The sequence below is a fragment of the Labrenzia sp. THAF82 genome (assembly GCF_009363435.1).
Lineage (GTDB): Bacteria > Pseudomonadota > Alphaproteobacteria > Rhizobiales > Stappiaceae > Roseibium > Roseibium porphyridii.
The window spans coordinates 2,053,956-2,070,020 of record NZ_CP045354.1 but is presented as its reverse complement, the minus strand read 5'-3'; the positions used below and the strand labels follow the sequence as shown (position 1 = coordinate 2,070,020).

The 16,065-nt window shown below is 56.2% G+C and carries 16 protein-coding genes; 14 read left to right on the top strand and 2 right to left on the bottom strand.

Translation table 11 applies throughout. The features are described from left to right. Positions 1-3 precede the first annotated feature (3 nt). From FIV00_RS09665 to FIV00_RS09630, 8 genes are all read left to right on the top strand, one after another. On the top strand, positions 4-1,161 hold the full coding sequence (locus tag FIV00_RS09665) for a Xaa-Pro peptidase family protein (RefSeq protein WP_152500558.1): 1,158 nt from the start codon (positions 4-6) through the stop codon (positions 1,159-1,161). Positions 1,162-1,254: 93 nt separating this feature from the next. Further along, entirely contained in the window at positions 1,255-1,776 is a 522-nt protein-coding gene (locus FIV00_RS09660; RefSeq protein ID WP_152500557.1) for a hypothetical protein, read from the top strand. A gap of 235 nt (positions 1,777-2,011) precedes the next feature. Next, positions 2,012-2,944, top strand: a complete 933-nt coding sequence (locus tag FIV00_RS09655) for a ribose-phosphate pyrophosphokinase (protein ID WP_152500556.1) — start codon at positions 2,012-2,014, stop codon at positions 2,942-2,944. Between the two features lie 211 nt (positions 2,945-3,155). Further along, positions 3,156-4,163, top strand: coding sequence for a BMP family protein (locus FIV00_RS09650; protein WP_152500555.1), 1,008 nt, complete (start codon positions 3,156-3,158; stop codon positions 4,161-4,163). Between the two features lie 87 nt (positions 4,164-4,250). Then, entirely contained in the window at positions 4,251-5,798 is a 1,548-nt protein-coding gene (locus FIV00_RS09645; RefSeq protein ID WP_152500554.1) for an ABC transporter ATP-binding protein, read from the top strand. Further along, positions 5,795-6,877: an ABC transporter permease gene (locus tag FIV00_RS09640; protein WP_152500553.1), complete on the top strand. Its 1,083-nt coding sequence runs from the start codon at positions 5,795-5,797 to the stop codon at positions 6,875-6,877. Before FIV00_RS09645 ends, FIV00_RS09640 begins: the two co-directional genes overlap by 4 nt. After that, on the top strand, positions 6,874-7,818 hold the full coding sequence (locus tag FIV00_RS09635; RefSeq protein ID WP_152500552.1) for an ABC transporter permease: 945 nt from the start codon (positions 6,874-6,876) through the stop codon (positions 7,816-7,818). Before FIV00_RS09640 ends, FIV00_RS09635 begins: the two co-directional genes overlap by 4 nt. Before the next feature lie 11 nt (positions 7,819-7,829). Next, the gene (locus FIV00_RS09630) at positions 7,830-9,122 is read left to right on the top strand and encodes an amidohydrolase family protein (RefSeq protein ID WP_152500551.1); all 1,293 of its coding nucleotides are present in this window, start codon (positions 7,830-7,832) and stop codon (positions 9,120-9,122) included. A 40-nt stretch (positions 9,123-9,162) separates the two neighbouring features. Here FIV00_RS09630 and FIV00_RS09625 read toward each other — a convergent pair whose 3' ends face one another. Beyond that, positions 9,163-9,927 carry a hypothetical protein gene (locus FIV00_RS09625; RefSeq protein ID WP_152500550.1) on the bottom strand — a complete coding sequence of 255 codons (765 nt, stop codon included), beginning with the start codon at positions 9,925-9,927 and terminating at the stop codon, positions 9,163-9,165. A gap of 89 nt (positions 9,928-10,016) precedes the next feature. Here FIV00_RS09625 and FIV00_RS09620 point away from each other — a divergent pair, with 89 nt between their 5' ends. Then, complete coding sequence (locus tag FIV00_RS09620) at positions 10,017-10,568, top strand: MarR family winged helix-turn-helix transcriptional regulator (RefSeq protein WP_152500549.1); 552 nt, start codon at positions 10,017-10,019, stop codon at positions 10,566-10,568. Between the two features lie 9 nt (positions 10,569-10,577). After that, positions 10,578-11,264, top strand: coding sequence for an MOSC domain-containing protein (locus FIV00_RS09615; RefSeq protein ID WP_152500548.1), 687 nt, complete (start codon positions 10,578-10,580; stop codon positions 11,262-11,264). A gap of 25 nt (positions 11,265-11,289) precedes the next feature. Here FIV00_RS09615 and FIV00_RS09610 read toward each other — a convergent pair whose 3' ends face one another. Next, complete coding sequence (locus tag FIV00_RS09610) at positions 11,290-11,631, bottom strand: TfoX/Sxy family protein (protein WP_152500547.1); 342 nt, start codon at positions 11,629-11,631, stop codon at positions 11,290-11,292. 326 nt (positions 11,632-11,957) lie between these two features. Here FIV00_RS09610 and FIV00_RS09605 point away from each other — a divergent pair, with 326 nt between their 5' ends. From FIV00_RS09605 to ychF, 4 genes are all read left to right on the top strand, one after another. Then, entirely contained in the window at positions 11,958-12,593 is a 636-nt protein-coding gene (locus FIV00_RS09605) for a 50S ribosomal protein L25/general stress protein Ctc (RefSeq protein WP_152500546.1), read from the top strand. Between the two features lie 140 nt (positions 12,594-12,733). After that, a complete protein-coding gene (gene pth, locus FIV00_RS09600) occupies positions 12,734-13,477 on the top strand; it encodes an aminoacyl-tRNA hydrolase (protein WP_152500545.1) in 744 nt (247 codons plus the stop codon). Between the two features lie 186 nt (positions 13,478-13,663). Next, positions 13,664-14,683: a ribonuclease T gene (locus FIV00_RS09595; protein ID WP_152500544.1), complete on the top strand. Its 1,020-nt coding sequence runs from the start codon at positions 13,664-13,666 to the stop codon at positions 14,681-14,683. A 113-nt stretch (positions 14,684-14,796) separates the two neighbouring features. Further along, on the top strand, positions 14,797-15,897 hold the full coding sequence (ychF, locus tag FIV00_RS09590; RefSeq protein WP_152500543.1) for a redox-regulated ATPase YchF: 1,101 nt from the start codon (positions 14,797-14,799) through the stop codon (positions 15,895-15,897). Positions 15,898-16,065: the final 168 nt, after the last annotated feature.

Below are 16,065 nucleotides of genomic sequence, written 5' to 3'. Positions count from 1 at the left end.
CTCATGGCACTTCATTTTTCCGACGAAGAATTCAAATCACGTCTTGCGAAACTTCACGCGACAATGGAGGCGGAGAAGCTCGACGCGATGCTTTTGTTCGCGCAAGAGAGCATGTACTGGCTCACCGGTTACGACACCTTCGGCTATTGTTTCTTCCAGTGCCTCGTCGTTACGAGTGACAACCGAATGGTGCTTCTGACACGTTCAGCCGACGAACGGCAGGCCAAACACACGTCCAACATTCCCGATATCCGGATCTGGATTGACCGGGGTTCGGCAAGTCCAGTGTCGCAGCTGAAGGAAATGCTGTTTGACATGGACCTTCTGGGAAGCCGCATCGGTATCGAGTACGACACGCACGGAATGACCGGCAAGATTGCACTTCAGATAAACGAAGAACTGTCCACCTTTGCAGACATTCGTGATGCGTCCCCGTTGATACCCGAATTGCGTTCGGTCAAGAGCCAGGAAGAGATCGTCTATGTCCGTAAAGCCGCCGAGCTGGCCGACAAGGCATACCTGGCCGGCCTCGACGAAATTCGGCCGGGCGCTGACGAGGGCCGCGTCCTGGCCGCCATGCAGGCCACAATCTTCGAAGGTGGAGGCGACTATCCAGGCAACGAGTTCATTATCGGGTCGGGTCGGGACGCCCTGCTCTGCCGCTACAAGGCGGGTCGCCGTGTACTTGAAGCCCAGGATCAGATCACGCTTGAATGGGCTGGTAGCTATCGACACTATCACGCTGCCCTGATGCGCACCGTGGTTATCGGAACACCGAGCGACCGGCACCAAGAGATGTATCTTGCCGCACGCGAAGCGTTGGCTGCGGTCGAAACGCAACTCGTTCCGGGTCGGACTTTCGGTGATGTCTTTGACGCTCATGCGGAACGGATCGACAGCCACGGCATGATGCCGCACAGGCTCAATGCCTGTGGCTATTCCCTGGGGGCAAGGTTCACGCCGAGCTGGATGGATACGCCCATGGCCTACAAGGCCAATCCGGCCGAAGTCAAAGAGAACATGGTGATCTTCATGCACATGATCTTGATGGATTCCATATCCGGAACAGCCATGACCCTTGGTCAGACCTACCTGACAACACAGGACGCTCCGGAAAGCTTATCCACGCTGCCTCTCGACCTGCCGGTCAAGTCAGGCTAAACCAAGGGCAAATCTGCGGCCCGGTTCTTTCTTTGCGATTCTCGTGAAGGGCCCGCATCCACGGTAAATTGACAAAGAGTGCCAGGCATCTCCATGGTCCGTTTTTTCAATCAGACTTCTGTTTTTCCTCTGCGCTTGATCGCCGGCTTTCTGGTCGCAGGTCTTTTGGCCGCCTGCCAAGCCTCGCCGCAACCCCCGACCTCAATCACGTCAGCCGCACCCGCGCCATCTCTGTCTGGTCCTTCTGACGAGGCCCAAGGCGTCACATTTGCCTTTGAACCCTTTACCGGAGCACCCGGCAATATTGCTGACGAACTGTCCGAATTCATCGGAGCGGAAGCACGCAAACAAGGCATCACTCTGGTAAGGCGCGTTGGTGCCAGCGCAACTTATCGCGTGAACGGCTATCTGTCCGCCACCGGACAACCCTCAACGGGAACCGTATTCTACGTTTTTGATATCGTCGACGGGTCCGGACGCCGACTCAATCGAATCTCAGGCACCGAATCCACCGGCGGCGCATCCGGTGATCCCTGGCAGTCGGTCAATTCGGGGACATTATCGCGTATCGCAAATCGCTCGATGGTAGAAATAAAGGCCTGGCTCAACCGATAATGAAACGGTTAGCCGGGTAATTAACGCCGTACGTCACATATTTTAAAAAAAACAGGTGTTCTGCCCCTTACGGCGGTTGTGGTCCAGGTGGTTGATTGCTAAAACGCCGCCGCCTGCCGAAGGATCTCCTGCAGATCTTGCGGCGTCCGGCAACTCGATAAGATCTAGTCCATTTCCGTGCCTTTCAGGGGCTTCCTCTTGAAACACGGTGTCGCACCAGAAGGACTTGCGGCTCATGAAGATCGTCGCGGGCAATTCGAACCGAGCCCTGGCGGAGGAAATCTCCACTTACCTGGATGTACCTCTGGCCAAATGCCAGGTCCGGCGATTTGCCGACCAGGAAATCTTCGTTGAAATTCAAGAAAACGTGCGTGGCGAAGATGTCTTCGTCCTGCAGCCAACCAGCTACCCGGCGAACGACCACCTTATGGAACTGCTCATCATCATCGATGCGCTACGCCGTTCCTCCGCACGTCGTATCACCGCGGTGATCCCTTATTTCGGCTACGCCCGGCAGGACCGCCGAGCTTCCGGCCGAACGCCGATCTCGGCGAAGCTTGTGGCAAACCTCATCACCGAAGCAGGTGCTGACCGCGTTCTAACCCTGGATCTCCACGCCGGACAGATCCAGGGTTTTTTCGATATACCGACCGACAACCTGTTTGCTGCTCCGGTTATGACGCGCGACATCAAGGAACGTTATGCCACCGACAACGTCATGGTGGTGTCACCGGATGTCGGCGGTGTGGTCCGTGCCCGCGCCCTCGCCAAACGTATCGAGGCTCCTCTCTCCATCGTCGACAAGAGACGCGACAAGCCTGGAGAATCAGAAGTCATGAACATCATCGGCGAAGTAAATGGTTATGACTGTATTCTTGTCGACGACATCGTCGACAGCGGCGGCACCCTTTGCAATGCTGCGGAAGCGTTGCTTGCAAAAGGTGCAAAGTCGGTGACGGCCTATATCACCCACGGGGTCTTGTCCGGTGGTGCCGTTGCGCGTGTTGCGTCTTCTAAACTCAAAGAGCTGGTCATCACCAATTCAATCGAGCCGACAGCTGCAATCACAGCGGCCTCCAACATTCGGGCCATCTCGATTGCTCCCCTCATGGGCGAGGCAATCAACCGTACGGCGCTCGAAAAATCGGTATCCAGTCTGTTCAACTAAGTCCGACTGTATCGTCACCTTGAAAGAACGCCGGCTTGTCCGGCGTTTTTTGTTGCCTGAAATTCAAGTTGCTCCTGACGTGTCTGAATTCCAAATCGGCAAAAATTTTCCCAATTGATCAAAAAATATCGCTCTAGCGCGCTGCACAGCTTGTGGGCACGCATATTTTGTGATCAACTTTTTCCGCAAAAATACCTTCCAGGGGACTCAAATGCTCACTTCAAAACCATTTTCGAAGGCCCGCAGGGCCCTCCTGTCGGCTGCCTTGTCGGTCACAGTGGCCGCAGGCTTTTTGTATTCACCGGCAGAAGCTGCAGATCCGATCAAGGTCGCGGCCATCTACACTGTTCCCGTTGAACAACAATGGGTCAGCCGCATCGACAAGGCGCTGAAAGCTGCCCAGGAACGCGGCGAGATCACCTACACGTTCTCAGAAAACGTCGCCAACACCGACTATGAACGCGTTATGCGCGAATATGCCGAACAAGGCATGGACCTTGTCGTTGGCGAAGCGTTCGCGGTTGAACGTGCGGCCCGAAAAGTGGCTGCCGAATATCCTGAAACGGCCTTTCTGATGGGCTCGTCCTTCGGTCCGGCGCAGCCGAACTTTGCCGTTTTCGACAACTGGATCCATGAGCCGAGCTATCTGTCGGGCATGATTGCCGGTGCCACAACCAAATCCAACGTCATCGGTATGGTCGGCGGCTTTGCAATTCCGGAGGTCAACCGGTTGATGCATGCCTTCATGGATGGCGCTACAGCGGTCAATCCCGATGTGAAGTTTCTCGTAACCTTCATCAACTCCTGGTACGATCCGCCAAAGGCGAAAGAGTCCGCGTTTGCCATGATCGACAAGGGCGCTGACATTCTTTACGCAGAGCGCTTCGGTGTGTCCGACGCGGCCAAGGAAAAAGGCCTTCTTGCAATCGGCAACGTGATCGATACGTCCGGTGACTACCCCGGCACAATTCTTTCATCCGCTTTGTGGCATATGGAGCCAACCATTGACCGCGCAATCGGAGCCGTTGTTGACGACAGCTTTGAACCGGCGGACTACGGTCCCTTCAGCTTCATGTCTTATGGCGGCGGCAGCTTCATTGTCGACGAGAGCCTTGCACCGGCCGATGCCGTTGCAGCTGCGAAAGAAAAAGAGCAGGAAATCCTGGACGGGCTGTTCCGTGTGAACGTGAACGACACCGAACCGAAATCCACCATGTAATGGTGATTGCCGGCGATCATTCGGTCGCCGGCCCTTCCCCGTCCCGCCCGATGGCGGTGGCCCACATTTCTTATTCCGGAGCTCTGCATGACCGCACCTGCACAGGAGGCTGCGCTCGTCCTGCGGTTGGACGGCATCACCAAACGGTTTGGAGCGCTGACGGCGAACGGCGAAGTTTCGCTTGATCTTCGCAGCGGTGAAATTCTTGCGCTTCTGGGCGAGAACGGCGCCGGAAAGACCACGCTGATGAACATACTCTTCGGCCACTATGTTGCCGATGAAGGACAGGTGCTGGTCAGCTCCGGAGATGGCGGTCTCACAGAGCTCGAGCCAGGCTCTCCCCACGCAGCGCTTAAGGCCGGTATCGGCATGGTGCACCAGCACTTCACGCTGGCTGAGAACCTGAGTGCTCTCGACAATATCCTTCTGGGAACGCAAAGCCTCGCGACACTTTCCACCGCGCGTGCACCGGCACGTGCGAAACTCGAAGACCTGATGACGCGATCCGGGTTGACGGTGTCGCTGGATGCCCGCATTTCCCAACTGTCCGTCGGTGAAAAGCAGCGTGTTGAAATCTTGAAGGCTCTTTACCGAGATGCGCGCGTGCTTGTCCTCGATGAACCGACAGCGGTCCTGACACCGCAAGAATCGGAAACCTTGTTCGCAACGTTGAAGACGCTTGCTGAAGACGGTCTCGGCATCATTTTCATTTCCCACAAGCTTGCGGAAGTGATCGCATCGTCCCACCGCGTCGCTGTCTTGAGAGGCGGCTGCAAGGTTGCCGATCTACCGACAGCAAACTGTGATCAGCGCAAACTGGCCGAACTCATGGTCGGGCACGAAATTGTTGAAACCATTCGGACCGAAAAGGATGCCGGAGGATCGCTGTTCGTCCTCAAGAGGATCTTCGCCGGTCACGGTCGTGATGCGCTGCAAGATGTGAATCTCGACCTGAAATCGGGTGAGATCCTCGGAATTGCAGGCGTATCCGGAAATGGTCAGACAACTTTTGCCAAAGTCATTTCCGGACTGGAACCGGTGATTTCTGGCGAAATGCTTCTGGAGGACCAGCCGCTCACTCATGTTGACGCGCGCAAGATGATCGATATCGGCCTCGCCCGCATTCCCGAAGATCGACATCATGACGGCATTGTTGGCGCAATGAGTGTTTCGGAAAACCTGGCAATTGAATCCATTCGCAAACCAGAGAACCAGCGCTTTGGTCTGTTGCGTTTTGCCGCGATCCGCGAGCGCGCCCGCAGCCTGATCAAGGCCTATGACATCCGGTGCCAGAGCGAAGACAGTCCGGCACGGCTGCTTTCGGGGGGAAACATCCAGAAGATTGTTCTGGCCCGCACATTGGAAACAGTGCCAAAGGTCGTCCTCGCGGCTCAGCCGTCCCGCGGCCTTGATGTCGGAGCGACATCTGACGTGCACAAACGTCTTCTTGCGGCTCGCGATAGAGGCGCTGGCGTCATTCTGATCTCCGAAGACCTGGATGAACTGATGCGTCTTTCGGACCGCATTGCCGTGATCCATCGCGGAAAGCTGTCGGAAGCTGACCGGACTGAAACGCTCGACCGGAGCACACTCGGCTTGCGGATGGCGGGCCATGATGGAGAAGAAGCCGCATGATCCGCTTTGAACCCAGAGGCCCGGTTCCCGTTTCAAGGGTGCTCCTTGTATCCGTTGCTGCTGCAGTGGCAGCCTTGTTGCTGGCAGCCATACCCATGGCGTTCGCCGGCCTGTCCGTCTTTGGTGCCTACGGCCTGATGGTCAAGGGCGCTTTCGGATCAATGTTCGCCTTCACCGAGATGCTTACGCGCGCCACGCCCCTGATCCTGACCGGTCTGGCAGCCGCCGTCGCCTTCCGGGCAAAACTCTGGAACATTGGCGCTGAAGGCCAGCTCTATGCGGGTGCTCTAGCCGCAGTTGCTGTCGGCACGGGAGTCTTTGGAGGCCCTTCGTTGTTTCTCATTCCCCTGGTCATTCTGGCCGGGGCCCTGGCGGGCGGACTTGTCATGCTCGGCCCAACGCTTTTGAAAACCCGCCTTGGTGTCGATGAAGTGGTCACCACGCTCCTCTTGAACTTCATCATCCTGCTTTTTGTCCAGATGATGCTGGAAGGCCCGATGAAAGACCCGATGGGAATGGGCTGGCCACAATCGGAACCCATCCTTGATGAAGCTGCGTTGCCCAAACTGATGGCCAGAATGCGCATCCATTGGGGCCTGATCATTGCGCTCGTCGCCTCGCTCGGTGTCTACTTTCTGCTAAAGCGCACGGTCTGGGGTTTCGAAATCCGCGCAGTTGGTGAAAATGCTGCGGCAGCGCGCCATTCCGGTATTCCCGTCACCGCTACCTTCGTGCGGGTTGGGCTGATTTCCGGTGCTCTGGCTGGTCTTGCGGGCGTCGGTGAAGTTGCAGGACTGAAAGGGTATCTGACGGCGGACTTGTCTCCCGGTTTCGGGTATTCGGGAATTGTCGTGGCCATGCTGGCTGGCCTATCTCCCGTCGGCGTGATCATCGCAGCCCTCTTTATCGCCAGCATTTTCGTCGGCGCGGATTCCATGTCCCGCGCAACGGGTGTTTCCAATTATCTGGCGGACTTGATGGTCGCAATGTCTCTGCTCTGCGTCCTGGTGGCTGGACTGTTCTTGAGGTTCAAGATCCGCTTTGTTGGTGCCCCGTCTGCAAAGGAGACAGCAAAATGACAGAGATCTTGGACATTCTACTGTCTGCCAATTTCTGGGCGGCGGCGCTGCGCATCGCTACGCCTTTGATCTTCGGCGTGATCGGGGCACTGATTTGCGAGCGTGCCGGGGTTCTTAATCTAGGTATCGAAGGCATCTTTACTGCAGGCGCAATGGCAGGCTGGATGGCCGTCTGGCTTGGGGCCGGCTTGTGGGGTGGTGTCTTCGTTGCGGCATGCGCGGGGGCACTCTTCGGGCTGATTCACGCGATCCTGACAGTGCCACTCGGCTTGTCGCAGCATGTATCGGGGATCGGTGTAACGCTCTTTGCGACCTCGCTCAGTTATTTCATCTATCGCACGGCCCTGCCTGACGTCTCCTCGCCGCCACGCATCGACGCTTTTCAGCCACTCGACATTCCTGTCCTCAGCGAATTGCCATTCATCGGTCCGGCGCTCTTTCAGCAGACACCGCTGACGTTTCTCGCCCTCTTTCTTGTTGTGGCAACAGCATATGTTCTCTACAGGACCCCGCTGGGACTGGCGATCCGAGCCGTTGGCGACAATCCTTCCGCCGTTGAGTCTCAAGGCCTTTCTGTCTATGCGATCCGCATCGGAACAGTCGTCGCCGGATCCGCCATCATGGCACTTGGAGGTGCTTTCCTAACGATGTCCGCCTTTGACGCCTTTTTCTTCGGCATGGTCAACGGTCGCGGCTGGATCTGTATCGCACTCACCGTTTTCGCTTCCTGGCGCCCTGGCAAGGCGCTGATCGGTGCACTGCTCTTTGGAGCATTCGATGCCTTCCAAGTCAGGCTCCAGACGGAAGTCGGCAGTTTCATCCCCGGTCAGGTCTTCCTGATGATGCCCTATCTTCTGTCGATCGCGGCGCTGATCGTGGTTGCCCGCCGGGCAGACTACCCGAGAGCGCTGCTTGTTCCCTATTTCCGCGGCCAACGCTGAGGTGTGTCCCGATGAGCTTTGACCTTCTCGTAAAAAACGCCAATCTGCCGGATGGTCGAACCAGCGTGGACATTGCTTGCCGCAATGGTCGGATCGAAGCGGTTGAAACCGGCATTGCCGCAGACGCCCAGACCATCATCGACGCTGATGGCAAACTGGTCTCACCCCCGTTCGTGGACAGTCACTTCCATATGGATGCGACGCTCTCACTGGGATTGCCGCGCATGAACCAGAGTGGAACGCTCTTGGAAGGCATCGCGCTCTGGGGGGAGCTCAAGGAGATACTGACCGTTGACGCAGTTATTGAACGCGCCCTGAATTACTGCGACCTTGCCGTCTCACAAGGACTTTTGGCCATTCGAACACATGTCGATGTCTGCGATGACAGGCTGACCGGCGTCAAAGGGTTGCTGGAGGTTCGCGACAAGGTAAAGGACTATATCGACCTCCAGCTTGTCGCTTTTCCGCAAGACGGTCTCTATCGCTCTCCGAATGCCGAGGCCAACCTGTTAAAAGCCCTTGATATGGGCGTCGACATCGTCGGTGGTATTCCGCATTTTGAACGCACCATGGATGATGGCGCCCGGTCTGTCAGAAGGCTTTGCGAAGTGGCGGCTGAACGCGGCCTCATGGTTGATATGCATTGCGACGAGACCGACGACCCCATGTCTCGTCACATTGAAACGCTTGCCTATGAAACCCAACGCCTTGGCCTGGAGGGACGTGTCGCAGGCTCACACCTGACGTCGATGCACTCGATGGACAACTACTATGTTTCCAAGCTTCTGCCGCTGATTGCCGAAGCTGAGGTTCATGCCATTGCCAACCCGTTGATCAACATCACGCTCCAGGGCCGCCATGACACATACCCGAAACGCCGCGGCCAAACCCGCGTTCCGGAAATGCGCTCCTATGGCATCAATGTGGCCTTCGGTCATGATTGCGTGATGGATCCCTGGTACTCCATGGGATCCGGCGACATGCTCGAAGTGGCTTCAATGGGGCTCCACGTCGCACAAATGACGAGCCGAGAAGCAATCCGCTATTGCTTCGACTGCGTTACCAGTCATCCGGCAAATGCCATGGGCCTTGAAGGCTATGGCATTGCAAAAGACTGCAAGGCGGATTTCGTATTGCTTCAGGCGCGCGACGCAATCGAGGCAATCCGCCTCAAGGCGACACGGCTTAAAGTGGTCAAAGGCGGGAAAGTCATTTCCACAACACCAGCGCGTCAATCGCAACTGACATTAAAGGGTCGTCCGGACATCGTCGATCCAGCCTCTTATGCACCATCGGAGAACTGATCTGGAGAGCTGTGCCGGGTTTTTTCCGGCACAGCTGGTCTTAGTGATCTGCAAGTTCGCCCGGCAGGCTCAAGTCTCCAGAAGCAACGTCAAACACGTCAACAACACATAGCAGTGATGCGTGGATACTCTGGTTGACCCTCAGCGCTGAAGTCACGCCGTCATATTTCAGGCCATCGACGACTGATGCATCACTGAACGAAACATTGATGGTGATTTCCTGTTCGTCCAGAACCGGTGAAAAACCGGGACTGTCGATATAAAGCGGAAGGCCCGGCCAGGTTGCCGGCATTTTGGGATTGGCCCCATCCGGGATATCCTGAACTGACAAGGCGCCCGGCCCGCACGCATCGTTCGGAGTCAGTACAACCCAGTGCGAATGCCACTTCGCGCCGTCATTGCCGACATCACCGTCCCCATCTTCGTCAAAGAGCGGTGTATCATCGAAATCAGGATGGCTCGTTGCAGCCAACGCCAGAATACCTTTGCCACCTTCAAAGCCGACGCTCGCCGGTTCAAGTGACGTTGGCCAGACGTAGGAATGCACAGGCGCACCAGCCAAGTCCCCATTCTTCTCAGGTACTGTTGCCCCGGCGCTTCCCGTAAGCGTCATATGAAAAGTGACGACACGGCCCTTTCGGTGCACATGCGCGGCGAGGATGTCATAGTTTTGGTCGGTCTCCCCATTTTCCGGGGAGAGGATCGCTCCGTCCTGATTGAGTGCGTGATGACTGTGGTCCCCGCCCGCAAGAGATGCGGCCGGCATTCCAGCGACCAAAAGACTTCCAAGGATCTGCTTCAACATTTGCCAATCTCCTTTTCTGAAGGCAGAACCTAATTAATAGCGAGTCGATACTATTGCAAGTTTAATTTCGACTCGCTACATATTGATTCATGACTGACTTCACAGAAGCGCAACAGATTCGAGACCTGATCGATCGCCTGACCCGTTTGAGCGCGGCAGAAGAGTGGAACGGCCCGTTGAACCCTTCGCAATTTGCAGCGCTCAGCTATCTGGCTCGGGCCAACCGCTTTTCGCGAGCGCCTTCGCATGTGGCGGACTATCTGGCGACGACGCGCGGTACGGCGTCCCAGACCCTCAAGGCGCTGGCACGCAAGAACCTGATTGATGAAACCCGTTCAGATGCCGACAAACGCAGCATCCGATATGACGTTGCGCAAGACGGTTTGGACCTTCTGAATGTTTCATCGGGTATGGACGAGGTCATTGATGATCTGCCAAAAGACACATCAACCGCGCTGGCGACCGGACTAAAGGCTCTCGTGAGCGCAATGCTGCTTCAGAGAGGCAATCGGTCCTTCGGGCTCTGCCGGACCTGCAAACATCACGAGAACCTTGAAAAAGGTGGATACTGCAAACTGCTCGAGGTTGGACTGTCGCCGGTCGAAACCGGCCAGATTTGCCACGAACACGCTGCTACATGAGGCAAGTGCATGACTTTGAAAGCGAAAATCCTCAGCATTTATACCGGCAAGCCTGAACAGCTTTGGCAGGACAAGGAACAATCCGCGATCCGAAAGACACTGACCGCCGGTCCGCAACAGGTCGGCCGTGAAGGCCTCTTAACGGACAGTCAGGCAGACCGTGCTGTTCACGGTGGACCAGACAAAGCCCTGCACATCTATCCTTCCGAGCATTACGCTTATTGGCGGGAAACATTTCCCGACCGGCAGGAAATATTCAAACCGGGAGGCTTCGGAGAGAACATTGCGTCGGACGGATTTACAGAAGCAGAGCTTTGCCTCGGCGACGTATTTGCCGCCGGCACGGTTCGTGTCCAGATCTCCCAGGCCCGCCAACCGTGCTGGAAGCTCAACATGCACACCGGCAATCCGGCACAGGCCGCCCATTTTCAGAAAACCGCGCGGACGGGATGGTATTTCCGGGTTTTGCAGGAAGGCCAATTTGAAGCGGGTGACGAGCTGATCCTGGTCGAGCGCCCCTGCCCGGAATGGAACCTGAAGGAAGTAATTCATGCCAGGTTCAGCCCACGCGTTGATCCGCAGATGGCACGCGCCCTGTCTGAGCTCCCTGAATTGGCCGAACCCTGGCAAAAAGCGTTTGCCAAAAAAGCCGATCCGGCTTTTCAGGAGGATACATCCCGTCGGCTTAAGGGGTGAACCACATCCTTAAGACAAAGAAAAATCACTTGGGTTTCAGCGTCATTGCATTTGCGACGGCAAGGTCCAGCCAGTCACGAAGGATGTCATCGGACGCATCGTCTTCTGCCACAAAGAACAGGCCACTCATCACACGCCCTCCCTGCATCATTGGTGTCGCTCCGGGCAACGTTTCCGCTGTTCCATGATTGTCTTTCCCAACCCGGAACATAAACCGACTTTCTCCATCCTTTGTGCGGTCAGCACCGCACACCATATGGCCATTGAGCAAGAAGCACGTGCCTCCCATCATCTTCTTTTCTGAAAGTCCCCCTTTGTCCGCAAGCGCATCACGCAGCCTGTTGTTGAGGTCCTCGTCGATTGCCATGGCAGCTCCACCCGTTTTGTTCTGGACAGTTTTGTCCGGACGCCAAAATCAGTCAACCTTTCAGTTGAGTAATTACTTTCCTCCAAAATAGAACGGAGCACTACCAGTCGCCTCTGGACATTGACCACACGAAATAACGCTCGAATTCGGCGCCTGAAACAACAAAATTGGAGCGGCAGACTTGCGTAATTGCGGGTGTTTCTGTATGTACGCGCTCGCGCCTGCACCCCTGGAGGAGGCGCATGTGGATCGATCCCGAACAACTGAAAGTCTTTTGAAGGCGCAAAGGTTCGCCGATCCGTTCTTAATACACCAAGGAGTTTCCCATGGCTTCCAGCTATGAGCTGAAGGCGTCGGCACGGGACCGGGTGGGCAAGGGGGCCGCACGGGCACTGCGTCGCGAAGGCCTTCTCCCCGCCGTTATCTACGGCGACAAGAAACCGGCACTGCCGATCACCATTCCGGTAAAAGAAACAACCATTACCCTGCACAAGGGTGGCTTTACCGCGCAGATCGGCACGATCAACATCGACGGTGAAAAGCATCAGGTTATCGCCAAGGACTATCAGCTGCACCCGGTGCGTGATGACGTCCTGCATGTCGACTTCCTGCGTGTTGCCAAAGGCGCGACCCTCACGGTCGAAATTCCGGTCCAGTTCATCAATGAAGAAGACTGCCCGGGCCTGAAAAAAGGCGGCGTCTTGAACATCGTCCGTCACACGGTCGAAATGAACGTGCCTGCAGACAGCATTCCTGAAGCGCTGGTTTTGGATCTTGCCAAAGCTGAGCCGGGCGACAGCCTGCACATTTCCGCAGTTGATCTGCCGGAAGGCGCTGAGCCGACCATCACCGACCGCGACTTCACCATCGCAACGATTGCGGCTCCGGCCGGCATGAAAGAAACCGACGAAGGTGAAGAAGCAGAAGGCACTGAAGAGGGCGAAGAAGAAGCAAGCGAATAAGCTTCACTTCTGTTACAACAACAAGGAGGCGGTCACCGCCTCCTGCCCCGGCGCTCCATCACGGAGCAAGTTCGGGGACGACTTCAAAGCAGCCGGTTGGGCTGCTTTTTCGTTTCAACAACGGACGTGAAAGGCACATTATGAAGCTGATCGTCGGTCTCGGTAATCCAGGTGCGAAATACGCAGGAAACCGGCACAACATCGGTTTCATGGCCGTGGACGAAATTCACCGCAGCCATTCGGCTTTTCAGCCCTGGCGCGCCCGGTTTCAGGGTCAGGTTTCCGAAGGACGCCTCGGAACAGACAAGGCTCTCCTGTTAAAACCTTCAACCTACATGAACGAAAGCGGTCGGTCGGTGGGTGAAGCCATGCGCTTCTATAAGCTTCAACCCGAAGACATCGTCGTTCTCTACGATGAGCTCGACTTGCCGCCTGCCAAATTCCGCATGAAAAAAGGCGGTGGTCACGGTGGCCACAATGGATTGCGTTCCATCTCCGCGCATATCGGGCCGGACTACCGGCGTCTTCGTCTCGGCATCGGACACCCCGGCGACAAGAAGCTGGTATCGAACTATGTTCTTGGTGACTTTGCAAAGGCGGATCAGGACTGGCTGGAACCACTTCTTGAGGAAATAGCGAACCATGCCGATCTGCTCGCAACCGGGCAGGACAGTCAATTTGCCAACAAACTGACGCTTTCACTGGAACCGCAAAAAGCACAGCGCAAGGGCAAACCTGAAGTAGCGGGCGAGCGCCCTGGCAGGCCTGCGGCAAAACCAAAGGGGCAAAGCCACATTCGGCAGGCCCGTCAGCCTAAGCCAACGGCCATGCCCAAATCCGGGCCGATGGCAGACATGCTGAAAAAACTGTTCCGTGGCGACTGACCCCAGCTCCAGCGAATACAGTAAATTGGCTGCTGTTACGCCGGAACCAAGCAAAGCACAAACAGGATTCGCAGCTCTCGTCATAAGAACGACATGGTGACACGGCAAGGATTAGGTCGTTCCCCCCGAGAAGACACCAGGAGCATTTGTTCGCGGTGTCCGTCCAGTGGTTCTGGGAGGTAGGCAATGCGTTTTCTTATTGCATTGATCGCAGGCAGCTTTTTGGTGACGACACCGGCATCGGCGTTCAAGAAATTGGAAGGCTATTTCATCGCCTTCGAAACCTGCGAAGCCTATCACAGCAAAAACAGGCAGACCAATCCGGGCAGCATCACCACCTCTCCCAATATGGCCTATAAGATGCTCGGGTTGAACAAGGAAGGTGGAGACTATTTCCAGGTTCAGATGGACAACGCTCCCGTATCAACCGCTCGATGGGTCAGTGCGGACTGCGGCATTCACGTGGTCAAGGCCGATACCCGGACAGGTGGCACTGGAACAGGCGGTTCCGATGATGTCATCGAGCAGGAAGGCACAGAGTCCGTCGACAACCTTCTGACCCTCTCCTGGCAGCCAGCGTTTTGTGAATTCCGACCCGGCAAGAAGGAATGCCGTGACCTGAACGATGGCCTTCTTCCGCACACGACCCGCCAGCTCTCCATCCACGGCCTGTGGCCGCAGCCAAAGGACAACATTTACTGCGGAGTGCCGACCAGCATCATAGACCTGGACAAGCCCGATACCTGGGATCGTCTCCCTGCTCCGGCGATCGACACCGAAACCGCCGATGCCTTGCAAGCTGCCATGCCAGGATATGCCAGTTTCCTGCACCATCATGAATGGATAAAACACGGCACCTGTTTCCTGGGCGAAGGTGGCGCTGATGAATATTATGATGACACGCTTTACCTGACTGAACTCGTCAATCAATCCGCTGTCGGGGACTTGTTCTTCAACAATGTCGGTGCCGAAATCACAGGGGCCGATATCCGCGCAGCCTTTGACACATCTTTCGGCCAAGGCACAGGAGACAGGGTTCTGATCAAGTGCACCAGTGACGGCAGCCGTACCTTGATCAACGAGATCTGGCTCGGCATGAAAGGCAAGATAACTCAGGAAAGCGACCTGGGTAAGTTGATGCGGGCGGCCGATACCGTCGCAATGGGGTGCAACCGTGGCATCATCGACAGGACGGGTCTGCAATAACGCAACGGTTCAGCCTTCCGTGTCTGAACTCGTCGCTCAAAGTCTTGACCTGCCGTCAAGGCTCGGGCATGTAGCCCGGCAACAGTTTCAGACCAAACCGAAAGCGAACTCCCATGGGTTTCCAGTGCGGCATTGTCGGACTGCCGAATGTCGGCAAGTCCACGCTCTTCAACGCGCTCACGAAAACAGCCGCGGCCCAGGCCGCCAACTATCCCTTCTGCACGATCGAGCCGAATACGGGTGAAGTTGCCGTTCCTGACCCGCGCCTTTATGCGATCCGCGATATTGCGGCTTCGAAGGAAGTCATCCCGACCCGAATTACTTTCGTCGACATTGCCGGTCTGGTGCGCGGAGCTTCCAAGGGTGAAGGTCTTGGCAACCAGTTTCTGGCCAACATTCGCGAAGTCGATGCCATCGCTCATGTGCTGCGGTGCTTTGAAGATGATGACATCACCCATGTCGACGGTGCGATTGATCCGCTTGCGGATGCCGAAACGGTAGAAACCGAGCTCATGGTCGCGGATATGGAAAGCCTTGAGCGCCGTATCGCTCCCTTGAAGAAAAAAGCGACGGGCGGCGACAAGGAAGCAAAAGTCGTATTGCCGATCATGGAGGCAGCCCTTGCCTTGTTGCAGGACGGCAAACCGGCGCGCATGCTGGAAACTGCAGACGCAGAGGAAGCAAAGCTCTTGAAGGGTTTGAACCTGCTGACCTCAAAGCCGGTTCTTTACGTCTGCAACGTTGATGAGGCTTCAGCAGCAACCGGGAACGCATTTACCGAAAAGGTTATGGCGAGGGCCAAGGAAGAAGGCGCTGTCGCCGTGGTGATATCGGCCGCAATCGAAGCCGAGATTTCTCAACTCGACAATGAGGAACAGGACGAGTTTCTGGAAACCATCGGACTGGAAGAACCGGGCCTCGATCGCATGATCCGCGCTGGCTACGACCTGCTCGGTCTGATCACCTATTTTACCGCTGGCCCCAAGGAAACCCGTGCTTGGACAATCACGGAAGGCACAAAAGCCCCCGGTGCCGCCGGTGTCATCCACACGGACTTCGAACGCGGTTTCATTCGTGCACAAACAATTGCCTATGACGACTATGTTTCTCTTGGCGGTGAAAATGCTGCCAAGGAGGCAGGCAAGGCAAGGGATGAAGGCAAGGAGTATATCGTCAAGGATGGTGATGTACTGCTCTTCAAGTTCAACACCTGATAAGGGCACTCTGCAGCTGAAAACCGTCTGACTGTTGCGCAAAATGGATCCGGTGTGAAGTGCATGTCGGGCGATTTGGCTTTGCAGGCTGATTGCAGCGACGCCGGTCGGCTAATGGGGACCGCGCGTGCCATGCTACAGCGCATCCGCCTGAACAGGATATAGTCG